The organism is Shewanella sp. AC91-MNA-CIBAN-0169 (genome assembly GCF_040310165.1).
GTDB lineage: Bacteria > Pseudomonadota > Gammaproteobacteria > Enterobacterales > Shewanellaceae > Shewanella.
This window is the reverse complement of sequence record NZ_JBEOPM010000001.1, coordinates 199,727-226,723: the sequence shown is the minus strand read 5'-3', so window position 1 is coordinate 226,723 and position 26,997 is coordinate 199,727. Positions and strand designations below refer to the sequence as shown.

At 41.7% G+C, this 26,997-nt stretch carries 20 protein-coding genes and 1 pseudogene; 10 read left to right on the top strand and 11 right to left on the bottom strand.

All coding sequences use genetic code 11. The annotated features are described in order from the left end of the window. Positions 1–4: 4 nt before the first annotated feature. Positions 5–1,219: a 4Fe-4S binding protein gene (locus AAEY98_RS00950; protein WP_351014557.1), complete on the top strand. Its 1,215-nt coding sequence runs from the start codon at positions 5–7 to the stop codon at positions 1,217–1,219. A 79-nt stretch (positions 1,220–1,298) separates the two neighbouring features. Here the strand turns inward: AAEY98_RS00950 and AAEY98_RS00945 are convergent, their stop codons facing one another. The 3 genes from AAEY98_RS00945 to AAEY98_RS00935 all read right to left on the bottom strand — a co-directional run bounded on the left by AAEY98_RS00945 (position 1,299) and on the right by AAEY98_RS00935 (position 7,147). Next, positions 1,299–2,768: a carbon starvation CstA family protein gene (locus tag AAEY98_RS00945; protein WP_162022395.1), complete on the bottom strand. Its 1,470-nt coding sequence runs from the start codon at positions 2,766–2,768 to the stop codon at positions 1,299–1,301. A 610-nt stretch (positions 2,769–3,378) separates the two neighbouring features. After that, a complete protein-coding gene (locus AAEY98_RS00940) occupies positions 3,379–5,961 on the bottom strand; it encodes an acylase (RefSeq protein WP_351014555.1) in 2,583 nt (860 codons plus the stop codon). Between the two features lie 670 nt (positions 5,962–6,631). Continuing rightward, positions 6,632–7,147, bottom strand: a complete 516-nt coding sequence (locus AAEY98_RS00935; RefSeq protein ID WP_011636249.1) for a VF530 family protein — start codon at positions 7,145–7,147, stop codon at positions 6,632–6,634. 319 nt (positions 7,148–7,466) lie between these two features. Between AAEY98_RS00935 and AAEY98_RS00930 the strand changes: the two genes are divergently transcribed. The 3 genes from AAEY98_RS00930 to AAEY98_RS00920 are packed head-to-tail and all read left to right on the top strand — an operon-like array spanning position 7,467 to position 12,119. Continuing rightward, on the top strand, positions 7,467–9,530 hold the full coding sequence (locus AAEY98_RS00930; RefSeq protein WP_351014553.1) for a TonB-dependent receptor plug domain-containing protein: 2,064 nt from the start codon (positions 7,467–7,469) through the stop codon (positions 9,528–9,530). 8 nt (positions 9,531–9,538) lie between these two features. Further along, the gene (locus tag AAEY98_RS00925) at positions 9,539–10,069 is read left to right on the top strand and encodes a YfiR family protein (RefSeq protein ID WP_101085975.1); all 531 of its coding nucleotides are present in this window, start codon (positions 9,539–9,541) and stop codon (positions 10,067–10,069) included. A 4-nt stretch (positions 10,070–10,073) separates the two neighbouring features. Further along, on the top strand, positions 10,074–12,119 hold the full coding sequence (locus tag AAEY98_RS00920) for a putative bifunctional diguanylate cyclase/phosphodiesterase (protein WP_351014551.1): 2,046 nt from the start codon (positions 10,074–10,076) through the stop codon (positions 12,117–12,119). Positions 12,120–12,341: 222 nt separating this feature from the next. Here the strand turns inward: AAEY98_RS00920 and acuI are convergent, their stop codons facing one another. Further along, a complete protein-coding gene (gene acuI, locus AAEY98_RS00915) occupies positions 12,342–13,325 on the bottom strand; it encodes an acrylyl-CoA reductase (NADPH) (protein ID WP_351014550.1) in 984 nt (327 codons plus the stop codon). Positions 13,326–13,371: 46 nt separating this feature from the next. Continuing rightward, positions 13,372–14,016 (bottom strand): acrylate utilization transcriptional regulator AcuR, encoded by a 645-nt coding sequence (acuR, locus tag AAEY98_RS00910; RefSeq protein WP_243756236.1) that lies wholly within the window; start codon positions 14,014–14,016, stop codon positions 13,372–13,374. A 1,039-nt stretch (positions 14,017–15,055) separates the two neighbouring features. Between acuR and putP the strand changes: the two genes are divergently transcribed. The 4 genes from putP (at position 15,056) to proC (ending at position 19,832) form a co-directional block, all read left to right on the top strand. Next, complete coding sequence (putP, locus tag AAEY98_RS00905; protein ID WP_192115596.1) at positions 15,056–16,552, top strand: sodium/proline symporter PutP; 1,497 nt, start codon at positions 15,056–15,058, stop codon at positions 16,550–16,552. 14 nt (positions 16,553–16,566) lie between these two features. Continuing rightward, complete coding sequence (gene proB / locus AAEY98_RS00900; protein WP_101085980.1) at positions 16,567–17,673, top strand: glutamate 5-kinase; 1,107 nt, start codon at positions 16,567–16,569, stop codon at positions 17,671–17,673. Continuing rightward, on the top strand, positions 17,670–18,917 hold the full coding sequence (locus AAEY98_RS00895; RefSeq protein WP_192115594.1) for a glutamate-5-semialdehyde dehydrogenase: 1,248 nt from the start codon (positions 17,670–17,672) through the stop codon (positions 18,915–18,917). Before proB ends, AAEY98_RS00895 begins: the two co-directional genes overlap by 4 nt. Before the next feature lie 75 nt (positions 18,918–18,992). Further along, entirely contained in the window at positions 18,993–19,832 is an 840-nt protein-coding gene (gene proC / locus AAEY98_RS00890; protein WP_101085982.1) for a pyrroline-5-carboxylate reductase, read from the top strand. Between the two features lie 91 nt (positions 19,833–19,923). Here the strand turns inward: proC and AAEY98_RS00885 are convergent, their stop codons facing one another. Further along, on the bottom strand, positions 19,924–20,457 hold the full coding sequence (locus AAEY98_RS00885; protein ID WP_351014547.1) for an NUDIX hydrolase: 534 nt from the start codon (positions 20,455–20,457) through the stop codon (positions 19,924–19,926). Positions 20,458–20,812: 355 nt separating this feature from the next. Between AAEY98_RS00885 and AAEY98_RS22795 the strand changes: the two are divergent. Together AAEY98_RS22795 and AAEY98_RS00880 are read left to right on the top strand one after the other, a co-directional pair. Continuing rightward, a pseudogene (locus AAEY98_RS22795) lies at positions 20,813–20,977 on the top strand (AGE family epimerase/isomerase); the annotation flags it as partial. Positions 20,978–21,140: 163 nt separating this feature from the next. Next, positions 21,141–22,334 carry a GGDEF domain-containing protein gene (locus AAEY98_RS00880; protein WP_351014545.1) on the top strand — a complete coding sequence of 398 codons (1,194 nt, stop codon included), beginning with the start codon at positions 21,141–21,143 and terminating at the stop codon, positions 22,332–22,334. 61 nt (positions 22,335–22,395) lie between these two features. On the opposite strand, the gene AAEY98_RS00875 is transcribed toward AAEY98_RS00880, so the two are convergent. The 5 genes from AAEY98_RS00875 to atcA form a co-directional block, all read right to left on the bottom strand. Further along, positions 22,396–23,625 (bottom strand): dicarboxylate/amino acid:cation symporter, encoded by a 1,230-nt coding sequence (locus AAEY98_RS00875; protein ID WP_162022388.1) that lies wholly within the window; start codon positions 23,623–23,625, stop codon positions 22,396–22,398. A gap of 278 nt (positions 23,626–23,903) precedes the next feature. Then, a complete protein-coding gene (locus AAEY98_RS00870; RefSeq protein ID WP_351014543.1) occupies positions 23,904–24,308 on the bottom strand; it encodes a VOC family protein in 405 nt (134 codons plus the stop codon). Positions 24,309–24,812: 504 nt separating this feature from the next. Continuing rightward, positions 24,813–25,706: a cold adaptation protein AtcC gene (gene atcC, locus AAEY98_RS00865; RefSeq protein ID WP_162022386.1), complete on the bottom strand. Its 894-nt coding sequence runs from the start codon at positions 25,704–25,706 to the stop codon at positions 24,813–24,815. Positions 25,707–25,717: 11 nt separating this feature from the next. Next, entirely contained in the window at positions 25,718–26,473 is a 756-nt protein-coding gene (gene atcB / locus AAEY98_RS00860) for a cold adaptation protein AtcB (protein ID WP_351014541.1), read from the bottom strand. Further along, positions 26,470–26,997, bottom strand: coding sequence for a cold adaptation protein AtcA (gene atcA / locus AAEY98_RS00855; protein WP_011636233.1), 528 nt, complete (start codon positions 26,995–26,997; stop codon positions 26,470–26,472). Before atcA ends, atcB begins: the two co-directional genes overlap by 4 nt.

Below are 26,997 nucleotides of genomic sequence, written 5' to 3'. Positions count from 1 at the left end.
CTCTATGAGTACAATTGAATCAATCACTTTAATGCTAGCCTTGGTATATAGCACCAGCTTACTGTATTGGGGTGGCAAAAAATGGGGCGCATTGGTCAGCGGGGCATTATTGCTCGGCGCGACTCTAGCTAGCTTTTTCTGGCCACTTTTACTTATATTGTTGGGCGCGGTATTAGTTGTTACCGCAATAGGGCAATATCAACCTGCGTTTGCCAATGCAGAAGGCAGACCCAATGCTGTACGTGAGATTTGCCAACATTTCTTTGCCCTTTCGATGTTATTGGTTGGCGTGCAATATGCCATCAATGCAGGATTATTGTATGCCGGAGAAACACCTTGGTTAATGAGACCGGATGTCGGTGATGCATTTTTACCTATTGCGGGCGGCATAGAACTCAAAGCTATTTTAACCCTTGGACTTTGGGATCAAAACCACCCTGCTGCGGTAGTGATGCTGTGTGTAGTATTGCTCACAGGTGTAGTGTGTAAGCGAGCATTTTGTGGTTGGGCTTGTCCGCTAGGATTAGCAGGTGAGTACCTTTATAAACTGAGAAAACGTGTTATTCATGCAGAGTTATTACCGCCGGCGTGGATAGACTGGCCACTCAGAATGGTTAAATATTTATTATTAGCGGCACTGCTTTATTTGGTTATTTCGATGCCATCAGCAAGCATTCCACACTACCTATCAGGTAATTACCACAAAGTGGCTGACTTAAAAATGGCAGTGTTTTTTATGATGCCATCAATGGTGGCCTTAATCGGTTTTGGAATGATCTTTGCCTTAGCGGCATGGCGTCGCCAAGGTTTTTGCCGTTACATTTGCCCTTATGGCGCATTGCTAGGTATTGTAAGTTTTCTAAGTCCGTTTAAAATTCGCCGTAATACTCAGCATTGTTTAATTGAAACTAAAGGCATGAGTTGTGATAAGTGCACCCGTGCTTGTCCTGCCAATATATCGGTGCATACTCAAAAAAATATCCACTCAGACGAATGCCAAGCTTGCATGCGTTGTGTGTCTGCTTGCCCTAAAAAACAGGCGTTGCAATTTAGCACTCGTAATGGCATTCCGCTTTCTGCCAGAGGGTTACTCATTGTGTTACTGACTATTATGTTTATGTTACCGCTGTTTGCTTACGTAAGTGGCTACTGGCACAGTCAAACACCTAACGATATCAAAATAGAACTGATTCAGAAACTGGACCGTATTGGTCATTAATTTACGGTTACAAATAGGCAACAAAAAGGGCTGCACAATGCAGCCCTTTAATTAACTAACAATTACCACAATCATTAACTTATTGAGTAGTAATCACTTTGCGTTTATTGTGCGCAATAATCAGCGCAATAAGACATATTACACCTACAACAATACCCACTGGCTGGCTCAGCTGTTGCGGCAAACCAAAACCAATACCTGCGGTCATGATGTACGACACAGTCACACAAGTACCAATAATCGCTGGAATGCTGACAATCCAATGGAAGGTACCACGATCAAATAAATACTTAGTCGCCAGCCACAATACGCTAGTTGAGAGCAACATATTTGAGAATGCGAAATAACGCCAGATTAGAGTGAAATCAATCTTAGTCATAAAATAAGCAATAATCAGAATCGGAATGGCAACCAGTAAACGGTTTCTGACACTTTGCGGAATTTTAAACGCATCGATAATAGTTAAACGTAATGCTCTAAACGCAGTGTCACCTGAGGTAATAGGGAAAACCGCAACCGCGATAATCGCCATAACACCACCCGCTACACCTAGGTAAGTGGTCGCCACTTGGTTAACAACCATACCAGGACCGCCTATATCGAGAACACTCTTAAGTTCGATATAACCACCAGGGAAAGCCGCAATACCTGCAGTAGCCCACACACATGCCACTACACCTTCTGCTACCATGGCACCATAGTAAACTGGACGAATGTATTTTTCGTTAGTTAAACAACGCGCCATAATCGGTGCTTGAGTTGAATGGAATCCACTGATTGCGCCACAGGTAATAGTGACAAACAATAATGGCCATACAGGTAGCCCACTTGGGTTCGGCTCTAATAAGTCATTGTTATAATGGCTATGATCAAAATAAGCAAAGATACTGTCAATAGTCGGTAGTTGCGGCGCATGGATTAGCAATGCAACAGCAATAGAGGTTGTCATCACAATCATTAATAAACCAAATGCTGGATACAGTTTGGTAATGATTTTATCGATTGGTAACAAAGTCGCGAGAAAGTAATAACCCAAAATCAGTAATACCCAAAAGGTATTATTACTCAAAAAAGTGTCTTTAAAATAATCTAAGTTACTTAACAGCCCTGCTGGGCTCATGATAAATACTACACCAACGAAGAAGAGTAGCATGGCAGTAAATATCAACATGGCACCTTTAAAGTACACATTGAAATAATGGCCAGCAATTTCAGGTAAACTTTTACCGTCTTCTTTTATACTCATTACACCAGAGAAGTAATCGTGAACTGCGCCACCGAGTACATTACCAATCACAATCCAAACCAGTGCTATCGGGCCATATAATGCACCTAAAATTGGCCCAAATATCGGTCCGACACCGGCGATATTAAGAAATTGAATTAAGAACGCTTTAACCGGATGAACGGGTACATAGTCAACGCCATCATTAAATCGTTCTTGAGGGGTTTTAACTTTAGGGTCAATACCTGCTTGTCGCTCAACGAACGGGCTGTAAAACTTGTACCCGAGCAATAGTAGCCCGATACAAATGAGGAAAATCAGCATATTATTGTCATCCAATTATTTATAGGAATATATTCAATGTCGAGTTTGTTTCAGTTAGCTTTCTAGGTCAAGCAACCGGGTGTTATACCAAAGTAGGGATTGCTACCAGTTACTTTCCGTGCATATATACTCACTTTAGCGATAAACTATAACCCTGTTAATGGCTTACCCCAACTTCCTTATAATTAGCTATTTAATTACCCATATCCACACATCAAAAAAATTCAAACATAATCACTTTTAACTCACCTGTGGCTTGTAAACTTACACATCCCTATATACTAAAAATGGTTAATTACCCTTTGTAACACCTAAGATAATTACACCGTCACCAATATATCACCTCAAACACATCTTTATAGGTGGGAAGTTAAGTAGCCTGAAATTGAGGTAACAAACACGATTGAATCACCATGTGAACAACCCAAACATCCGCTTACTGGCTCATCTGTTTATTCGTCTATTCGTCTATTCGTCTATTCGTCTATTCGTCTATTCGTCTATTCGTCTATTCGTCTATTCGTCTATTCGTCTATAAAATGATAAAACCTCACCGATAAATATCAGTGAGGTTTTAGTTTTATTCACTCATACAGAATAAACCGTTAGTCTATTTTTGCAGCGTTAGCTCGATGCTAGATTCAACTGATGCTTGGATTTCTGCCTCAGTAAATAGCAATGGACGTAATTGTTTTGCCGAGGAATACAATTCACTTTGATCGGAAAAACTTGGACTCAACACATTGCTAGATTCTGAATAAGTCAAAATACCCTTTGCCTTAGGACCGTCATCAGTAAAGCTCACGGTCATCATCCAACTTGAACCATAACGCACTTGGTAACCTTCAGAAGTTAATCCTGATGCTGTAGCATTACCAGAAACAACATCCATAACAGGGCTATATTTATGTTGAGGTATTAAGGTGTCATCGCCCGATAAACTGGTCGAGAATACGTTGAACCCACCTTCCGCATTATGACTACCAGGCCAAGGTAACTTCACCCCAGATGCTGAGCCATCAGCAAGTGACTTTTCAACAAACTGCACATCTCCCAACGCAACATCAACCGCAAAACCTGCCGCTTCAAGATTCAAAGCTGCATGAGCTAAAGCCACTAATGCACTGCCGTCAGTATTGAGCTTATTGGGCGTAGTTGCTGCACTCATATAATCAAATGCTTCGGTTAGCATGGTATTTTGATTGAACTGATGGGCAAACTCACGGAGTAACGCCCCACCTTTACTGTCGTTATCTTGTTTACCGTTCCACGATTTTAGCGCGGCACATGATGCCGAGACATCTTTAGACAATGTTGCGCTAACCATCACCGGCGTAGACCCTTGTTGCTCGCACTGGCTGATTAAGTCGGGTAACACCAATTCAGCAAGATAAGCCCGATTGGATAATAAAGCCGCCTCTAGCTCCTCAATAGTAAATTTACCGTCATCACCCGCGGCGTCATCCATTAAGGTTAAGCCCATACGAGTACGTAACGATAATTGGCCTCGCTCTGGACCGTATAAAGGAGAGTAGTTTTCAAGCGGTGCCGCTAAGTTAGTTGACCAAAATGAATTGTTGGAGTTTTGCACAAAGTCAGTACGTTCAAGCTTAGGTGCACGGTCGTAAGGCATTGGCGAGTCATAACTAAATACCGAGGTATTACCGGGTAAAATAGTAAATCCAGCTTGAGCTCTAGCCGCTTGTATCGCTGGGGTCGTCTTAATAATATCGACCACTAAGTCCGAAAAACCTGGTACGGTTGAGTCGTCAATATAAAACGCATTACCTTCTTTATCCGCATACATGGTGTTATTAAAAATAACCCCATCATAATTTTTAAACGCTTGTTGAAACTCATCTTTATTGGATGCAAGATTCATGGCTAACCAATGATCGAGCGGATCTTTATTGGCCATGTTGGCATCTTGAATAAAGAAAGCCTGGCCATCGTCCCATCCAAATGGTGCTAATGCCGGTGGTGCTTCAACCATCGGACCTTTGGCTGTAGTGTAAATATCCTTCTCCGCCACCAACATGCCAGCGGGGCCTGCATTAACTAATACCGAAACCGTTTCTTTGGTGATTGGCATCGGCGAATTATCGTACATATATTGCAATCTATCACCGGCAACTAACTCAAGGTTATACATTACAAAATGTTCTGCGGTTGAAAAGGTATGCGTCCAAGCAACATCTTGGTTAAAACCAATGTTAACCAATCCAGGCATACCAACCAACGAGCCGCCCATCACATCCATTTGTCCTGGTATGGTCAAATGCGACTGCCAAAAGCGTAAATTACCGGTATGCGGAAAATGTGGATTACCCAATACCATACCTTTACCATTTTCAGTTTTATCCTTACCTAAACCCCAACCATTAGAACCCAAATTTCGCGGATTAGTTTCCGGTGTGGTAATGGTTGCAGACCGTGCGATTAATTTGTTGTTCATATCCTGCACAAACGCGGTTTGTGCAGTGGATGGTGCAGGCCCAATAATTCGCGGTAAATACTCTTGAGCATCGCCAGGGTTGGCGTAAAAAATTAAATCTAAAAAGTTTGCCGCCCCAGGTAATAGCGCGATGGAAAATAGATAGCTTGCTACATCGACACCGCTAATAGGTTTAACCCACGGTTGACCAGCACAAAATGGCTCGCCTGTTTGAGTTCCAGCTTCTACATCGGCAAGATATTGATTATAACCCGCACTGAAACCTTCCATTAATGCACGCGAATTATAACTAAACTGTGGGTATTGGTTTTCAGCAAGCTGCCTGATTTTCAATGCTTTGTAGGCAAAGTCAGAAATTAAGTTACCGTTATCTTCACTGGTTGGAAGGCCGGTAGTAAAGTCAATCGAAGCATGGGGACCAAAATACATCGACCGTTCAGAATTGGCTTTAATAAAGCCATCTGCAATTACACATAAATTATCTTGTGCTTGGGCATAACCATTACCGAAACCAAGACTCTCTAAATTGTCGGCGGTAATGTGTGGTACACCATATTGAGTTCGGCGAATTTGGACTTTTAAGCTGCCATTAGGGGCAAAGGCTTGTAATAGAGGAGTAACGACTTCGGGTTCTGGATCTGGTTGAGGGGTTTTACCGTATTGGGTGTCATCACCGCAACCTACTATCGCAACGCTAGAAGCCATGCCGATAGCGAGCAAAATTTTATTCAGTTTCATTATTATTATCCTTGTTGTATCCCAATGCTAAGCAGCAAAATGGATGAGGTACTTAATCCTTTACGCCTCAATTTAAGCTAACAGCACCGCCAAAGTAATCCCAGTTACCTTGAAACGAATGCGCTGTTGTTAAATACAACAAAGACATGCATTACTATTTAAGCAATCATTCTCTCGTGTGTCTACATCTTGATAAAAATAGCCAAAACGTACTTAACAAAAACAATTAACCTTATTCAGCTAACCTCAGTCCTGGATAATAAACGATTATAAAATAGCGACGTCTTTGGATATTTGTTAGGGCGGACTGCGTCCTTCGAGTATCGCTTCGCTGCTAGGGCGGACTGCGTCCTGCGAGTATCGCTTCGCTGCTAAGGCGGACTGCGTCCTACGAGTATCGCTTCGCTGCTAAGGCGGACTGCGTCCTGCGAGTATCGCTTCGCTGCTAGGGCGGACTGCGTCCTGCGAGTATCGCTTCGCTGCTAGGGCGGACTGCGTCCTGCGAGTATCGCTTCGCTGCTAGGGCGGACTGCGTCCTGTGAGTGTCGCTTCGCTGCTAAGATTGTATAGCATCTAGCAGCGTAGCGTCCTAGCATCTAGGCTTTTCGCCTGTATAGCATCTAGGCTTTTCCCTTTTATAGCGTCCTTTGACATGAGATCAGTCTAGTGGTTATTTATTCCACGGATTGTTTGGATCAAATGTAGGCTGCGGCTTATTTTGATTACTACGCTGTGTCGCTGCATCGCTGTCATTTGAACGACTCGATGAGGAATATGAAGGTGATGACGAAGAAGCATATGAACGACTTTGATTATGTTTCATTTGTTCATAATCAGCCGTTGCTTTGGCTTTCATTTCGGCAACTAACTCAACCGTTAAAGGCTGCGGCTTACGCGGTAAAATACCGTCAGCAAAACCACGTTCACGGGGTTTTAATTCAAATTGTGCAGAGTTACCTTTTGGCATACGCTTGAAACGGTACAAATAAAAATTTTCAACACGCTCTCTCGCCCATTCCGTCTTTTTTAGGAACTTAACACAAGCGTCCATATTAGGGTTGGTATTGAAGCACTCTAAACGCAAAGCTGCGTAGAGAATTTTCCAATCATAAAATGCCACTAACTCAGATATCATCGTTTCTGATTTTAAACCGTGAAGTGGATTATTTTGCTGCAGTTCTACCATGCTATCTCATGACCTCAAAAAGCTGTCTCTATAATGTGTATAGTTTACCGTTAAAATGCCCCATCGTCTTTATGCATATTTCACACTAGAGGTAATGAGTTAACTAAAACTCATTACCTCTAGTGTGGCGGTTAACATCGTTTTCTGATTTATTTATGACGATACTCACAGATGTGAACCAAAAAATAACGACTTAGTCGTTAACAGAAGGTAAATTAATCCGTATATTGAAAGGGATGCACTGATATTTAGTTAATAGCGTGTGTTAAAATAGTTCCATTATAGTTGACCATCATCAAAGATTATCGAGGACATTGGTTTGAAGTTATCACCAAAATGCTTGTACTTATTTATTTTAATTTCGCCTCATGTCATAGCAGAAGAAATCTTAAACAATCTCGATTTAGATTTAGATTCGCTGATGGCGATGGATGTACAAGTGACTTCGGCGATGAAAAGAACCCAATCAGCCTTTGAAACCGCTTCATCTATATACGTATTAACCAAAGAACAAATCACTCGTTCAGGCGTGACTTCTGTTCCAGAAGCCCTGAAAATGGTACCTGGATTAGCCGTTAGACAACTTGATAATAATCAATGGGCAATTTCTTCTCGTGGTGTTGCATCGCGATTTTCAAGCAAATTACTCGTTATGGTAGACGGTCAAAGTTTGTATACCCCTAAATTTGCCGCCGTGTATTGGGAAACCCTAAACGTACCGTTATACGATATAGAACGTATCGAAATTATCCGCGGTCAAGGTGGGTTACTGTGGGGCAGCAATGCCACTAATGGCGTCATTAATATCATTACTAAAAACAGCATTGATACTCGGGGCCTATATGCTGATGTCAGCAGTGGTAGCCAGCTTAATGTCGATACCAATCTTCGTTATGGTGGCGATATTGGTAATAATGGCAGTTTCAGAATATATGGCCACGTTAAAGATGGCCAGAAGTCTGACAAAGGGATTGAAATGGAGCCGGCTGACTTTTCAGAGCAACAATCTGTAGGCACCCGGTTTGACTTTACCCCAAACGATCAATGGTCAGGACTTATTCAAGGTGATATGACTCAATCTACATTAGGCCAAAATTTTCGCGGCGTCGTGGATGAAAGCAACCGTAATATCTCATTTACTGACAGCTTAGATCGTACCGATGTTCGAGTCATGGCGAGGTTGGAAAATCGTATTTCACCCAAAGCTAACCAAATGCTGCAAACATCTTGGTTAAAACAAAGTGGTAGCCAAACCCATTTACAAGAAAATTTTGAATCTTTTGATGTTGATTATCAGATGAATTTCCTGCACCAAGACTTACAGTTCGATTGGGGGCTAAACTACCGTTACAATTCTATTTCTTTTGCAGACAGTACCTTTGTGCAAAGCGATGGAGGTTTTGAAAGCCTACATCAATATGGTGGATTAGCGCAGGCTCAATATAACGTGATTGCGGACACATTAGACTTAATTGTGGGTGTCAAAGTTGATCATAACGATTTGACTGGTTGGGAAAACCAACCACTAGCAAGGCTGGTATGGAAACCACTAAATAATCAAGTCTTGTGGGCCTCTGTATCAAAAAGTGTTCGGGTTCCCTCTTTACTTGAATTTAACGACAACTTTCTTATCGATGGACAACGAGTCGAAGAAGTATCGCCTATCACCACCGGAATACCCGAGATTGATCGTTATTATATCCGCACTTACCTCAATGGTAATGACAACGTAAAGTCAGAAAAATCTGTATCTTATGAAATGGGCTATCGTTTATCTGATACCACATGGGCACTTGACCTATCGGTTTATCATACTGATACCGATGATGTAGCCGTGATCCAAATCGATCCGAATATCGATCAGTTCCTCCCCGTGTTTGCATTGTTACAGGCTGGACAGATTGATGCCGCAGTACAAGCATTGACGACAACATCGATTAATTTTGACTTAGTCTCTAATGCAGGGCTGACCACTGAAGGTGGTGATGTGGTGTTGTCATGGCAACCGTCTGACAACTTTACTGCCGAGGTAGGTTACAGCTATAACACCTTTAATTACGACTTAGCAGACAACACGTTCCCAGCGATTGGCTTTGACTCAACCAGTCGTCAACTGTTTACTAAAGCTGATATACATTTTTTTGAACAGCATAATATTTTTGCCTCACTCAGAGTTGAAAATAGTGATGCCTATCAAACAGAAAATTATACCGCACTCGATTTAACTTGGAATTGGGCTTTTCACCCTAACTGGGCATTCGCCATTATGGGTAAAAACCTGTTTGCAGGTTCACATCTTGAGTATGGCAATGATAGTGAAACGTATACACGATCAAATTATATAGACGAAAGTGTCACTTTTAAAATTACGGCGAAATTCTAACTGACTTAATGTTAACTATTAAACGTATTCTGTTTGGATCATTTATAACGCTTTTGCTTACTATAAGCCAAGGCGCGATTGCTGACGAAAAAGAATATGCACTTAAAGCTGGTTTTTTATTTAACTTTGCCCGTTACGGCGAATGGAGTCATCACACGAATACAGCCAGCTCTTTTACACTGTGCAGCCCTGATACTAGCTTTATTAGTGTCTCGCGCTCAATCCTCAATGGTCGTAAAGTCAATAATTTACCAATAGAAAATGTCGAAGTGAGTCTCACAGAAACAAACTTAGAACAATGTAATATCTTGTTTATCACAACCGACACCCTTGAATCTTGGCAACAATTGGATAATAAACATCTTGCTGATGTCATGATCGTTGGTGAAACAGACAACTTTATAGAGCAAGGTGGGCATATTCGTTTCTTTTTATCCGGTGGTAAAATTCGTTTTGAAGTCTCACCCGAAAAATTAAAATTATCAGGGATAACAATGAGTTCAAAAGTATTACGCCTAGGTCGAGTAGTGAATAATTAATGCTATGAAACAATTTTTCGCTTTAAATACAATCAGTAAAAAATTGCAATTCATTTTAATGAGCGTTGCGCTCATTTCGACACTCACTGTGACATCAATATTCAGCGCCTTCGAGCTGTCTTCCGCTAAAAGAGAACAAGTTGAAAGCCTACACAGCTTGTCGCAAATGTTGTCGCCCAATATCACTGCGGCCTTATTATTTGATGATCAAGACGCCATTCAAGAACTGATTAATCCTATCTTGTTAAGATCAGATGTATTATCTGTCAGCGTCACTAATGTTGAAGGTGTTGTGTTAGCTCAGGCATTATCAAAGCGCCCTTCTATGACCCAGATTGATGACGACCTTAATGACATCACTCAAGTGATGACACCATTGACACTCGACAAGCAACAATATGGTGATTTACACATATCAGTAGATGACAGCATTATCACTGATAGAATTACATTTTACGGCCAATTTATTGTGCTATTACTATTATCATCTCTTTGTGCCAGCTTTTTTCTCTCATTATTCTTACGTCGTAAATTTTTAAGTCCAATGTTATATCTCGCTAAAATTTCGCAAAAAATCACCGTGTCACAAGATTACAGCTTGCGTGCTCAAGTACAGTCTGAAGATGAAATCGGTCAGTTAACCACTTGTTTTAATAGTATGTTAGATAATATTGAACAGCGTGAAAGCTCGCTTGAAAGTGAAGTACAACTGCGTACTAGAGAACTAGAGAATGCCAATATTCAATTGCACGAATATGCTTATCAAGATGGCTTAACCCTGCTACCCAATCGACGTTTTTTCTATGAAAAACTGCAGTCGCTTATTGATACAGATGACATGTTTTTTGCGTTAATTTTTATCGATCTCGATGGCTTTAAAGAGATCAACGATTCCTTAGGCCATGAATATGGTGATCTGTTACTGCATCAAGTGGCTAAACGTTTACGTGGATGTGTTCGAGATCATGATACGGTTGCGCGTCTAGGCGGAGACGAGTTCACCTTAATTCTTGAAGATGTGAGTGACTTAGAACACGCTGCAACAATTGCTGAAAAAGTGAAAAATAGCCTGATGCAATGTATTAGCATTAAAGAAGTGCAAGTCAACGTGACAGGTAGCATCGGGCTTACTTTCTACCCTGCCGATGGTCAAAATGTTGAAGCGTTAGTCAAACATGCTGATCAAGCCATGTACTTGTCTAAAAGCAAAGGGCGTAATCGTTATGAATTTTTCTCTCATGCTATCGAAGAACAAGCAATTGAGAAACGTCGTCTTATCGAAGAAATCCGCATAGCACTTAAACTCGGTCAATTTGTATTGTTTTACCAACCCATTTTTGACCAATCTGGCGTTAATGCTACCAAGGCAGAAGCACTCATCCGTTGGAATCATCCACAGCGCGGCCTTATTGGTCCAAATGAATTTATTCCGGTGGCTGAACAAAATGGTTTAATAGAAGAAATTGGTAACTGGGTAAGAGACCAAGCGATTGAAGATGCTGCTCATTTTTATCAATTGTCGGGCAACAAAATGCAAGTGAGCGTCAACACCTCACCGTTGCAAATTGATCAGGAGGGTTTGTGGGTCGATGAATGGATATTAGCGTGTAATAAATTCAATTTACCTCGCGATACCATGATTATCGAAGTGACAGAAAACACCTTGATGGACCCAGACTCTCCCATTCAACAGCAAATGCTACGACTCAATAATTATGGTATTGATATCGCCATTGATGATTTTGGAGTCGGGTATTCATCATTAGCCTATTTGCAACGACTCGATATTGATATTCTAAAAATTGACCGATCGTTTATTCAGCACATGGAAACCAATGAAAGTAGCATTGCGTTGGTACGAGCTATTATCACCATGGCACATCATTTGAAAGTTAAAGTCGTAGCCGAGGGTGTTGAAACTGAGGGACAACACCAGTTACTTCAACAACTGTCATGCGATTACTTACAAGGTTATTTATTTGCCAGACCTATGCCAACACAACATTTTATTGACCGTTATATCTTACCGTTCCCACTTGCCGCAGAGTAATAAAAACTCATACATCGTCATGTAAAAATAGTATGTTGAGTCTTTGATATTAGCGTTAAATCTTCCAATTAAGGCATTCACAAACACTTGTAGCGGTAGAATATTTTCATAACAGCTTGCTGTCATGAAAGAACGAGGGAGCGATAAAACAGCTAACAAATTCATCGACCTGCTACACAGGCCGACAACATTATCCAACTAAAAACTATCCAAATTAATTCATTAACGATTTACATCAACAACCACACGGCCACGAACCTTACCAGCTAACAAATCACTTGCCACATCAATCGCTTCAGTCAAGCTGATTTCATGAACAATGTCATCGAACACACCAACATCCAAGATTTCGCCTAGACGTTGCCATGCCTCAATACGATCAGCTAAAGGTCGCATTACACTGTCGACGCCCGCTAGGGTCACGCAACGTAAAATAAATGGCGCTACGCTGGCAGGAAAATCCATTCCCTGTGCCAAACCACAAGCAGCAACCGTTCCGCCATACTTGGTACTAGCACACACATTGGCTAAGGTATGGCTGCCGACAGAATCAACAGCACCAGCCCAACGCTCTTTAGCCAATGGACGACCAGCTTCTGACAATGTTGCGCGATCGATAATGTCTTTGGCACCTAACTTTCTTAGGTAGTCACTTTCATCCATTCGGCCAGTCGAGGCGACGACGTGATAGCCTAACTTGGCTAAAATAGCGATAGCAAAACTGCCGACTCCGCCATTAGCACCAGTAACTAGCACCTCACCTTTGTCTGGCGTTACGCCATTTTTCTCAAGAGCCATCACACATAACATTGCGGTATAACCTGCAGTGCCAATCGCCATAGCTTGTTGTGGTGAAAATGCCTTTGGTAATGGAATAAGCCATTCACTTTTTAAACGCGCTTTTGTAGCCAAGCCACCACAATGACTTTCACCTACGCCAAAACCATTCAATAATACTGTATCACCTGTGGCAAATTTATCATTATCGCTATGTTCGACAATGCCTACTAAGTCAATGCCTGGCACCATAGGGAAAGTTCTCACTACAGGTGCTTTACCGGTAATCGCTAGCGCATCTTTGTAATTAAGGGTGCTATAGAGCACTTTTACCGTCACATCACCTTCAGGTAACACGCTTTCATCGATACTTTTTACTGTGGTGCGGTAACCTTGGTCGTCTTTTTCGATCAACATGCCATTAAACATTTTGCTCTCCTAATTTAGACTGATCGTCTATTAATGGTTAAAAAATTTATTTTGCTAACGCTGCCATAAAATGATCATAGTAGTTATCAAGTGGGCGTTCATCTTGAACTAACTTTGCACGGCTTACCGCTCCTTCCCAGCCAACCCAAAAATTTTCAGCTAGAGCATCACAATCTGCCGTTGCAGCTATTTGTCCGAGTGATTGCGCAGCTTTGAGGCAACGAGCTAAACAAGCTTGCCAACTCAGAAAAATCGCAATAATTTGCGGTCTGAAGCTGTCTGGCAAAACGCCAATTTCTTGACCCAAATTACCCACTAAACAACCGCGTTTAAATTGGTATCGAATCATTCCGGCCTTAGCATCATCAACGAAGTGTCTAATCCGCGTTAATGGTAAATAAGCTTCATCAAGCAAATGAATTTCAAGTTTATGTAAGAAGTATTCAGCGTAGTTCTGCAATACCGCTTGGCCAAAGACTTCTTTACTCGCAAAATAATGATAAAAAGAGCCTTTCGGAACGCCCACCTTTTTCAAAATGGGTTCAATACCCGATGAGGCAAAACCTTGCTCTGTCAGTTGCTCAAGACCACTACGAATAAGCTCTGCCCGAGTATCTGGATTATCTCGCGATACTTTGGGAGGTCTGCCTCTACGAGGTTTAGGGCTTGGCTTAGTATGCGGACTTGTCATTATATCTACACTTAAATTATTCATACCCCTATATTAGACCGAGCGTCTAATTAAATGCAATAACATTATATCAAATCCTACTTGAAGCCCAGTTACCCAGTAATATCAAGGTCGCGACAACATTAACATGAGCTAGTAAAGCTCTATCTCACAGCAATGTTGCCACCGAATAACATGCCGACTTAATCCACTGCTATTACTGAAACTGGCAATAGATAACCCACTACATCCATGGATTTATGTATAAGTAATTTGAAATAGTTAACTTAGCAATGGCAGAAAACGCAGTGGCCATTCAACACATATCACGCGATAAAACCAAATCTTTTGACATAGCGACTCGAGTCAAAACCATTTGAATTCAAATCATTCGAGCTGTAACCACTTATTTAAAAACACCTTATTAATAGCTAAAAAGTGCACCAAATCGACTTGCGAATAGCATCATATCTGTAACGTTTATACTGCATAATAAACAATCTATAGCATCAACATTAGGCAAATACCCAGTAAAACCGATGACGTTCACACTCAACTTGAAATATATAAAACCTTAAATACAGTAACTTAAGCTAACCGCCGTCGAAAATTAAAAAGATGAACAGCACATAGCTAAAAAGTACTCACAACTTAATCAGCCAGTGTGACATCGTTATATTTCATGCCGCTGACAGCGTATCGATATAAAGTTAAATAGCTGTTAAAAAACATTTATTACTGCCGTAACTGAGATTGGATTGGAAATTTTACCTAAAATGATGTTAATATAGTTAGACCACTAACTAGTTTGGTGGTTTTTTATTGTTGAATGAAAAATGAATTAACAATAATCCGATTAGCCCGCACCCAGGAGGACATTATGTCAACGGACACGTCAAACGAAGAAAATCTCACTACCACTATGTTGAACACCGCTAAATTAAAGCTGAAAGAGGCTTCACAATTATTTTGTTTATGTGCCCTTTTAAGTACCTATCTCTTTGTTATGTTGAAACCTAGCGGGATTCAAAATCACAAAGCGTTAGGAGGAAAATAATTCATGCATTACTTAACCTATGTCTCATTAGCAATATATTTCCTGGTAATGCTAGGCATTGGATTGTTCGCGTATAAACAATCAACAAGCGATGTATCTGGTTACATTTTGGGTGGCCGTAAAGTCAGCCCGCAAGTTACCGCACTGTCAGCTGGAGCCTCCGATATGAGTGGCTGGATGCTAATGGGCTTACCTGGCGCCATGTTCTTAGTAGGCTTCGAAACCATCTACATTGCGATCGGCCTATTAGCTGGGGCATTGATTAATTATCTGATCGTGGCACCTAAATTACGGGTTTATACTGAAGTCGCGGGTGACTCCCTAACGATCCCTGAGTTTTTTGCTAAACGCTTCCACGCACCTAACAGTAATGTGCGGATTATCGCGGCAGTGATCATTGTGATCTTCTTTACCTTATATACTTCGGCAGGATTAGTCGCTGGCGGGAAATTATTTGTCTCTGCATTTGATTTAAATTATGAACTCGGGCTCGTGATCACCCTAGGTGTAGTAGTGTCTTATACCCTACTCGGTGGCTTTTTAGCCGTCAGTATGACTGACTTTGTACAAGGCTGTATCATGTTTGTTGCCTTGATTCTGGTACCCGTTGTGGCATATCAAGAGTTTAGCAGTGCTGATAAAATGATGGGCTTTGCTTATGAGTCGATCCCACATTTTTCTGATGCGATGCAAAATGTCACTATACTCGGGTTAATTTCCAGTCTTTCTTGGGGATTAGGTTATTTTGGTCAGCCACATATTATTGTGCGCTTTATGGCTATCCGCTCGGTTTCTGATATCAAAGCGGCACGAAGAATTGGCATGAGTTGGATGACGGTCACCATTACTGGTGCGCTGGCAACAGGTCTAGTGGGTATTGCCTACGCCAATAAATTCGATATGACAATAAGCGATCCTGAAACCATCTTTATTGTATTTTCTGAATTGTTGTTCCATCCACTGATCAGTGGTTTCCTCTTAGCAGCCATTTTAGCCGCTATTATGAGCACGATTTCTTCACAGTTATTAGTGTCGTCAAGTTCATTGACCGAAGACATTTATCGAGTCATTTCGAAAAAAGAGTCAACTGAGAAAGAAATGGTCAGAATGGGACGTTATGGTGTAGCCGGTGTCGGTATTGTCGCCAGCTTACTGGCGCTCGATCGCTCAAATAGCATCTTATCGATAGTCAGCAATGCATGGGCTGGATTTGGTGCGGCCTTTGGTCCACTGGTGCTGTGTTGCCTATATAAAAAGAACCTGACCCATAAAGCCGCTGTTGCGGGTATTATTTCGGGTGCAGTGACCGTATTATTTTGGATTTACGCGCCAGTTCTGGCAGATGGAAAAGCGTTAACCACCGTAATGTACGAAATGATCCCCGGCTTTATTGTTAGTAGTGTAGTGATTTGGATTACCAGCGCTCTTGACTCGGATCCTTGTAATAAAACAGTTGATACCTTCCATGAAGCGAATCGTGTTTTAACCGAGCAACAGTAATGGAGAACAAAACTATGTCAACTTCACATTGGAAACGGATTGTCGTTAAAGTGGGAAGCGCATTAATTGCGCCCCATCAACAAGGTTGTAGCAGCCATTATTTATTAGGTATTGCACAGTTTATCGCTACCTGTCGCGCTCAAGGATGCCAAGTTGTATTGGTATCTTCAGGGTCAGTCGCCGCGGGCAAACATAGATTCCCAGATACGGCAGAGCCAAGTATTTCGCTTAAAAAAGCCATGGCAGCTGCAGGCCAGGCCGATATGATGGCCACCTGGGATAAATTGTTCGATTTCCCATCGGCGCAGCTATTACTTACCCATGGTGATTTACGCGACCGTGACCGTTATATCAGTATTAAAAATACTATTTTTACCTTGCTAGACAATGGCTTACTTCCCATTATCAACGAAAACGATGCTGTTACCGCAGCCAAGTTACGTGTCGGGGATAATGACAATTTATCAGCTATGGTTGCCGCAGCAGCGGATGCAGATGCGTTAATTATCTGCTCTGACGTAAAAGGGCTTTATACTAAAAACCCTAATTTACATGAAGATGCCACGCTAATTAAGCAAGTCAGTGAAATCAATGCTGAGATTTATGCTATGGCTGGCGGTGCTACGAGCAGCGTAGGTACTGGCGGCATGTTAACCAAGATTGAAGCCGCTGAGAAAGCAATTTCACACGGAATTGAAACCATGATTGTCGATGGTTTTGACGCGGACACATTCAATCAACTTTTAAAGGGCCAAAATCCAGGCACTTTATTCACCCCGTATGATGTACCGATGCAAGAACACTTGCATTGGATGATGCATACCTCACAAGTTCAGGGTGAGTTAATTGTCGAAAATGACTTTAGCGCTGACCTTGAAGAGCATGATACCCAACTAACCACTGACGATGTAGTGGCCGTAAGAGGCAACTTTTCCGTCGGCGATACTGTTTTAGTGCGCAAAGGCGATGGCACTAAATTGGCAAAAGCCAAATCAAACTACAGTAGTTGTTTATTACATTTTATTGCAGACCAAGAAGATCGTGAATTTGCCAACAATGCCCAGCAAAAAACGGGCCCACTGATCTCTGACAAAAACATCGCCATTTTGGAGCAACTATGAGTTTAATTAAAGATTTATCGCAAGCAGCAGCCACAGCGGCACAAACTCTAGCCCTATTAGATGAGAAAGTTAAAAACACTATTTTACTTGATATGGCCCGTGCACTTAGAGCACACAGCGACGATATTATTAAAGCGAATTTATTGGATCTTGACCATGCCGAAAAAGCAGATTTAGGCGCGGCAATGATAGATCGATTGACACTGACACCTGAACGTATTGAATCTATGGCTGCGGGCATTGAAACCGTTGCATCATTACCCGATCCTGTCGGCATGGTACGTGAAATATGTGAGCGACCAAATGGTCTAAACATTCAAAAAATGCGCGTACCTTTAGGCGTTGTTTGTATGATTTATGAAGCACGCCCTAATGTTACCGCTGATGCAGGTGCATTGTGCTTTAAATCAGGTAATGCAGTGATATTGCGTGGCGGTAAAGAAGCAATACATTCAAGCAAAATCATTGCTTCTATTTTACAAAATGTATTGCAAGCATATCAATTACCACCAGCACTGATCACCGTAATACCCGATCCAGATCGCGCTTTATTACTAGAGCTTATGCAGCAACGTGACTTTATTGATGTCATTATTCCACGCGGTGGCGAAGGCTTAATCAATTTTGTTACAGATAACAGTAAAATACCTGTTATTCAACATTTTAAAGGTGTTTGTCATTTGTATGTTGATAAAGATGCCGATCTTGATATTGCGATGTCTTTATTGCTCAATGGTAAAACCCAACGCACTGGAGTATGTAATGCTCTAGAGGGATTACTGGTACATCAAGACGTAGCGGCAGCCTTTTTACCTAAAGTGGCAGCCCAACTTGCTGCACATAAAGTACGTATAAATGTCAGCAAAAATGCCCAACAATACTTTGAGCATGCCAACGTTATTAGCGATGATGATTTCGGCCAAGAATATTTGGATTTAGAAATTGCCATTCGCCAAGTCACTGATTTTGATCATGCTATTAATCATATTCGCCGCTTTGGTAGCCATCATACTGAAGTGATTTGTACCCAAAATGAATTAACGGCTACGCGTTTTCAACGCACCGTGGATGCCTCGGTAGTGATGGTTAATGCATCGTCACGTTTTTCTGATGGTAGCGAGCTCGGTCTAGGTGCTGAAATTGGTATTGCCACCAGTAAATTGCATGCCTACGGACCTATGGGCCTTGAGTCACTTACCACTGAGAAATACTTAGTCAGCGGTGTAGGTCAAGTTCGCGCATAATCAAATAGGCTCCACAATTCAAAGGCCAAGCGAAAGCGTGGCCTTTTCTTTTTAGCGACATTTTCGGAGGTTGTCATCTCTCAACATGAATCATTAGACCCCAATACCTGTATCGCCTTTATTGGTGGTGGCAACATGGCAAGAGCCATAATCAGCGGCCTACTTAAACAAGGTCATAACAGTGCCAATATTCTAGTGTGCACCCCCAGCCAAACTACTCGACACGACTTAATCGATAAGTTCAATGTTAAAGTACATCAAGACAATACCGCCGCCGTTGCGTTTGCTGATGTCATCATTGTTGCCGTTAAGCCTTTTGTAGTACCTGTAGTGTGTGAGCAGTTGAGTGAAGTTATGCAGTACGATAACCGAAAACTCGTTATCTCGATTGCCGCGGGAGTCAAACATGCCACACTGCGCCAAAAACTACATTTCTCACCCAAAGTCATTTGCGCCATGCCAAACTTGCCTACCGCCATTGGTGAAGGGTTAACGGGTTTATATGCGGGACCAGACACTCACGCTAATGACATTGCGCTAGCAGAAAGACTCATGCGTGCTGTGGGTGAAACAGTATGGCTAAAAGAAGAAAGCCAAATGTCGACCATCGTGGCTGCAGCAGGCAGCTCGCCGGCGTATTTATTCTTATTTTTAGAAGCCATGGAGAAAGCTGCCATTGAACAAGGGCTGCCGCAAGAAACAGCCACTAAAGCTGTGTTGCAGAGTGCTATGGGAGCCATATCAATGGCGATGAATAGTCAGCATAACTTGGCGAGTCTACGTCACCAGGTGACCTCACCTAAAGGCACAACGGAACAGGCAATATTAGCGTTTCAGGATGGTGATCTTGACGAGCTAGTTGCCAGCGCAATGGCGTGTGCAGCGACAAGAGCAAAAGAACTGTCTATAGGCTAACGGGGCTATGAACCTGAGCTGACGGTTAATACCATCCGCTTGGCTATGTGATAGCCATATAGCGCTAAGCTTAAGCCACAATGGCTTAAGCTTAGCGCACTAACTCTTGTTTAATCAATTTCAGTAGAAAGGTTTCTCGTTCAATCGATAAGCCTTTTTTGCTGCTGTTGGCGATAGTGTCAAGGTTATGCCTAATAGCCTCATCGATATCAATCCATACTGGTATCATGCCGTTATTAATTTCGTGAGCTTCAAATTGGGTTTCCCCCAGCTGACTGTCAATATCACAAGTGAAACAATAAGACAGCATATTAACCGACGTATAACCATCTCGTTGCCAAGGACGATATTCTTCATATAAGCCAAATGGATTAATATTGCGAATTTGTTGGGCGCCAGTTTCTTCTTGTAACTCACGGATAAGCCCTTGCTCTATCTCCTCGCCAGCATCAACGCCACCACCAGGCAATGAATAGTCATGATAACGTTGGGTGTAAAGCATTAATATTTGATTATTACGCATGACAATTGCGCGAGCAGCAAGCCGCGTTAGCATTGTTTGGTGATTCGCAGCAATAAAATCTGCTGGAGTGTCGGAATGATAACGAGTGGTTAAGTGGCGCATTATAGAAGGGCTCATCGCAATAAAAAGCGCATGATACGTTGCCAAACTATATGCTTCAAGTTTGGCGTATAAGTTAAAACTACTTGCAGGGCAGCATATCAGTGCTTGTAATGACAACTTGAGTGCAAATAATAACAATCAATTATGAAGCTGATTATTCACAACAAGCGACTTTGGTACTCTTACCTCAATACTTATAGCGCAATACTTATAGCGCAAAACGTCTCATTCAATACTGCTAGCTCAATGCTTCCAGTCAAATACTCTTTGCTAGGTACTTTCAGTTAAATAACCAACGTTAGAAAACCACATTTTAAAAGCCACAGTTAAATACCCATTTGACCAAATTGGGCACGGCACGTGGCAACACATGGTCGCTCATCGATACGGTGCTGGGTTTAGCATGTGAACTCAAGACAACCAAAAGATAGATAACCTAAAAAGTCCGCTCGGCAAAACCGATTTTCACACCATGGGCGCCTGTTTTGACATTCTTGAGCTAATTGAAACAAAACCATAAATTTTAATCGTCCTTTCATACCAATATCTTAAAATAACCGCCTAAATAGACGGTTATTTTTTAAATTTTACCTATGCTTAATTATCACTTATCAAGGATTGAATGATACGGTTATCAAGATACAAAGATTAACGTTCACTGAATGTCACCTCGGAAGTTGCTTATGATTAAATTTTGGTACAAACAATTCCCTCAGTATCCGCCTGATCACCCTGATTATTGGCGTATTCGCTTAATCGAACATTCATTACTCATTACCACGAGTTACTTTCTCATTCTTACCCTGATCAACCTATTCTATTTTGAAGGTTATCAATATGCCTTGCTCGACGGTTCAGGCTTAGTTATCTCATTGGGTATTTACTGTCGTTTTCGTCGCACGGGTCATGTAAAGATAACCGCATGGGCTGTCACTCTCATGGTAGCCAGTTTAATTATGCTATTTGTGATATCAGCCAAAGGGTATTCTCATTCACTGTTTTGGGCGACGCTTATTCCGCCTTTTTCATTTTTTCTTATCGGTCGAACATGGGGCACATTTATTTCATGCATCTGCTTTAGTGTGTGTGCTTTTATTGTTTACCTGCAAACGCAAGACCCTCAGCCAGTGGCCTTTAGCACCGGCTCATTATTTAACGTTATTGAAGTGTGTATTGCACAAATTTTACTGTTTAGATTTTACGAAAAAACCCGTTTTTCAGCTTATCAAAAACTGGCACTGCGTAATTTAGAAATCCAAAAAATGGCTGAAACAGATAAACTCACCGGACTGTATAACCGTGAAAAACTCGATTTTGCGCTTGATACTCTACTGACCACACCAGCAGCCAATGCGCCCATGGCAACAGAAAGCGCTAACGCGACAAAACGAACAGACGAAGCACCGATTATTTACCAACCTTATGCGGATGACCATCCGCTGAAAAACCATCAAACAACTCAAGATTTACTCAGTAAACAAGCTGCCACTCAATACCCTATTTCGGTAGCAATTATCGACATCGATCATTTTAAACAAATTAATGATAATCACGGCCATTTATTCGGAGACAAAGTGCTATGCCAACTCGCGCAATTATTACAAAACCAAATGCGTAGCGACGATTTATTAGCACGCTGGGGCGGCGAAGAATTTGTGGTGGTTTTACCCAACACGACATTGGCAGATGCTGTTGAGTTAACCGAAAGGTTAAGGCTGTATATTGCCATGCAAAATATTCAAGCAATGGAACTGACAATTAGCTTAGGTGTCGCCCAGTATAGAGTAGAAGACACGGCTCACAGCTTGCTTGACCGCGCAGACAAAGCCTTATATTCAGCAAAATCTGGCGGGCGAAACTGTGTAGCAGCGGCTTAGTAGGATAAAGAACAATTAACAATTAACAATTAACAATTAACAATTAACAGAATATTGAATCTTACTCTTGTAAGCGACTCGCTGGCGCATCCACAATATAATGCTTACCATTAATGCGCTCAATAATTTGCGTTGCGGTTAAATCATGTACCACATTAACCACCGTTGAAGCCGCATCGGTAATGGCCCCTATGACCACTAAAATAGGGATCACTTCCATCGGTAAACCTAAGGTGGTCACAATAAAGATTTCACCTAAAAATGCCCCGCCCGGTACTCCGCCAATGATAAATGCCGATAATACCGAAATCAAAATCGTCAGCATAAATACATCGGTCGTAAAATCGAGACCTAATAACGAATAAATAAACACGATTTTTAGTGCGGTAATAGCCGCTGCACCGCCTTTATTGAGATTCACTAGTAACGGTAAGCTAATCTCGGCAATTTGCTCATTTAGGCCCATTTTAGCCGCACTGCGAATAGTCACAGGTAACGTTGCTAACGACGAGCTAGTGCCTAATGCCGTCACAGCAGGTTCAAGCATATGTTGCCAAAAACGTTTCACACCTTGTGCACCACCGCCAATCCACGCATATAACGTCGAACCTAACGTTAGGTAAATAGCCATCGCCACAAAAAACAACCCCACCGCTCGAGCAAATGTCCCCATTAATTCAGTATCTTGACTAGCCATAGTCGCGGCAAAATAAGCACCTAGCCCAATTGGAGCCACATACATTAATATCGAAATCACTTTCATGATCACGGTATTTAAACTGTCGAGCATGCGCCCCACTCTCTGGCCATCTTCACCGGATTGACCAATGGCCACACCGCCAATCACCGACATAATAATCAATGCTAATATGTTTGATTTAGAGAGTAGTCCGACAAAATCGTTAGTTGTGAGTAAGCTGACAAAGTCCATGCTACCCGAGGCAGAATCAACGGTATTGGCTAAGTCTAATGTCACCCCTTGCGCGGGATCATATGCTAATGCCAACAACACCACGCCCACTGACGGAATAATCGCCATGACAATCGACACAGCCATAATAGACACCAGTATCGCGCCTAATTTCTTTAAATCGGTCATGTGAGCAATAGATGACATCACACTCACAGCAACCAAAGGTACGATGATCATAAACAGTAGATTGAGAAATATTTGTCCAATAGGCTTAAGCTTGATAGCCCATTCAGGAAATAACCCACCAAACAATCCGCCCAGCAGTAAGGCACTCAGTAAAATAATGGACGAACGATAAGCACGTAAGCTACTCAGCATATTGGATCCTAAGAACAATTAAACAAAGATGGAATAGGCAGCAGACTCGGCCCAAAGAACAGTTAACGCGTTAACAACTAACAGAAAATGCAGATGTACAATTAACCCTATCAAGACGCTAGCAATTTTCACTATCGACAATGATTATCAATAATCACTATCGACAATCATTATCAACAATCGCTATCGATTTTCACTATCGATCATCACTCTCTACAATGACGTACTAACAACATAACTTAATGATAAATATGACACAAAACCAATACTATACACAACTACAAACCGCACTCGCCGTTCGGCAAGGCTTGGATTTCAATAATGAGCCCTTCAGGGCCGCGAACAAAAATTTGTTTAACCGACGTTCCCGGCACTTCACTCATAGAATAACGCAGGCCCAGTTTGGCAATTCTTGCCATGACATCTTGATAGTCATCACTGAAAAAACTCACATGATGAACAATATTTTGCTGTTGCTCATTTTGCGACAGTTGATAGCTTACCTCTGGCTGCTGGTTAGCAAAAATATGTATCACATCTTTGTCACCGGCAAATAAAAAATAACCAGAAAACTCAAGATTAGGCCGATCACCAACGGTTAAATCTAATAGCTCCACCAGAAAATCGCTCATTTTTTGCGGATTTCTAGCACTTAGTGACAAATGATCAAAGCGAATATTCATACCACGCCCTTTTAGAATATAGCCGACTTTAACGATCTTTATCAGCAAAGCCTTATATTACTGGGATTATGACTACCAATGAACCACCACAAAAGGTAAACATTATCAAAAATCATTTGATAATCCATAACCGAGTCGTTTCATCAGTGGACATTAATACCATTGACTCCACACTATCTATACCTCTGTATCGATCGGATAGCAGAAGATGCAACTCACATATGTTGTGCTATATGAATAAGTTAACCATTAAGTCAGTGTTGAATAGGGAAGCAACAGTATTTGTAACAAGTGCAATATGAAATGATTGAGTTGAAAAAAGTAATTTTAAATAGGTATTAGATAGGATTAAAACGTTGTTAACTCAAAGCAGAGTATAAATATAATGTACAACATCACGGTAACGAGAGATTTTATGGTGCTGCGCAATCCGGAAGTAAATAATGGCAGACATAATCAGTGAATGAAGGAAGCTTGCTCACTCGCAAGCTTCCTAAAGCTAAACTACATGTCGATATAGATTGGCCAACCAAGTAGACCAATTAAGCCTTCTTTGTATTCCAGGCGCTCCAATCGTTCAGGAGAGGCATTTTGAATGGCCAACTCTTGATAACTTCGAGAGAAATGCAGGGTCCGCAACAATGCTGCGTTAAAATGCTTACCTAAATCTAAACGAATTGCATCAGCAAGCTCGTTAGGTAACTCGGCCAAAGCCACCTTAGTTTGTAGCTCGATAAATTCGAGGTTAAACCATTCATCTTTAAGTTCTATACGAGCCATGCGGCGTTTAAGATCTTGACGGACTTTTTTACCGTCAAAAAATATCCGATATAACACGGCTTCTGCCAGAGTACTTTCTAGATTGATATAATCCATTGGATCAAAAGTGCCGACAATGTAGAACTGAGCCAATAAGGCATTAATAGATTGCTGGCGATTATGCTCAGCTAATGCTTCTTGGTAGTAAGCCCAGCCTTGCCATTCGTCACAATCAGGTGGACTCGACACTTGATCAAGCAACACTTTATCTACGTCACCATAAACAGATTTACCATGAAGCCTGTGTTGGCTAACTTTAGTTAGCATTCCCCAGCCCTTCTGGAACGACTTAACTACGCCGTCATCAGTCAGTAGCAACCGTATAGCATTAGCCTGACTTTGGTCCGATAATGCCATTAAGCCAATGCTAACAATGCCGATAACATCTTGCGCAGCTTCTTCAAGCAAATGCATTTTATACTTGTTATAAAACTTATCAGCGAACTTAAGGCTCATCAAAATGGCTTTCGCTTTGATCTGTCCCAATTGCTCATTACTGAGCAATTCTTCGGTTCGGCCATAAGCCAACACCCGACTCAGATAGGGACCCTGATTTTCGTCACGTAATACCAATTGCATTTGCAGAACCCTTAATCAAGAAAGCTAAACATTTCATCAACTTCAGCATACTCGTCGGTGACTTGGTTCTTTTCTTTCGCCTGTATCACTAACTCACTGGCAAACTGGCTAATAATTAACTGCCAATCAGAGCCGGTGTTACGCAACATGTTCTTAATCGCCTTTTCAACATTAGGCGCTCGATCGCGGATCAATGCTAATAAACTGCGCGGGTCATCGATGCTAAGACTGTGTGCCTCTTCATCGGCTTGCCAATCGGAGTACCCTACGGTTTCCTCATCAGCTTCATCATCAAAAGTGTCGTTGATCTCATCGTCATCACTGCTGGTACCGCCTAAAATAAGCTCGATAAACGGAATCGATAGATAAAACAGCGCAGCAGGATCTTCAGCCAAACACTCTAAAATAGCAGTTTGTTTCTCTTCATTGTCTTGGATTCGAATCAGATAAGTCATAAAGTCAAAAGTATGCTGCATTAACTCTTCGGCATTACTCTTGATTTTTTCTTCCCAATAAAGTGGCTGCTGGCAGACAATGTCGCGGATCTGTTCTGGGGTCATTAACTCAGACATAATCGATGGACACGAAATATCATGCTGACTGTTAATTTGTGTCAACGTAACGATATCCATTTTCTCGATAACTTCAACCAACTGATCATCTGACATCGACGATGCAATCAATTCAAATCTCTTGCTGGCCTGTTTAGGCTCAACATTAGCCAGCTCTTGTATTTCAGCTGCGGTTATTTCAATGAGACTGTTCATTCGATATCCTCGTCATATTGGTCATAATAACCTTCTTCATCGCTATCATAGTCCGTGTCGTCATCATCGTTTTCATCACGTTCATGCTCATGAAGACCATCAGAATCATCTTCCTCAGGCTTGGGCGCTGTATCTCCCTGAGTCTCTAACAGATACACCACGGCACAACTTTCAATGAGCAAATCTTCGTTATATTTGCGTACCGCAAGCGCCAGAGGTAGATCGGCGTTGTTAAACGCAATCGTCGTTTTAAATTCATCCCAGCTTGGGTGAATATTCAAGCTAATCCAATGTGCCCATTGGCGCTTTGACTCAGGCGAGAACTTAACTCTTTCATAAAGTGCAACAGGTAAATATTCAGGGACTGAATCTAGCATCCCAGGATCGGCCAACAATATCTCTCTGATTTGGCTGGTAAACTTTGCCAGCGCATTTGGCGTATCAGGGTCGTTGTAAGATTCTATATTGTCATTGGCATTATTTTTTAGCTCATTAATGCGTGAGATATTAAGATGTTTAGCCAT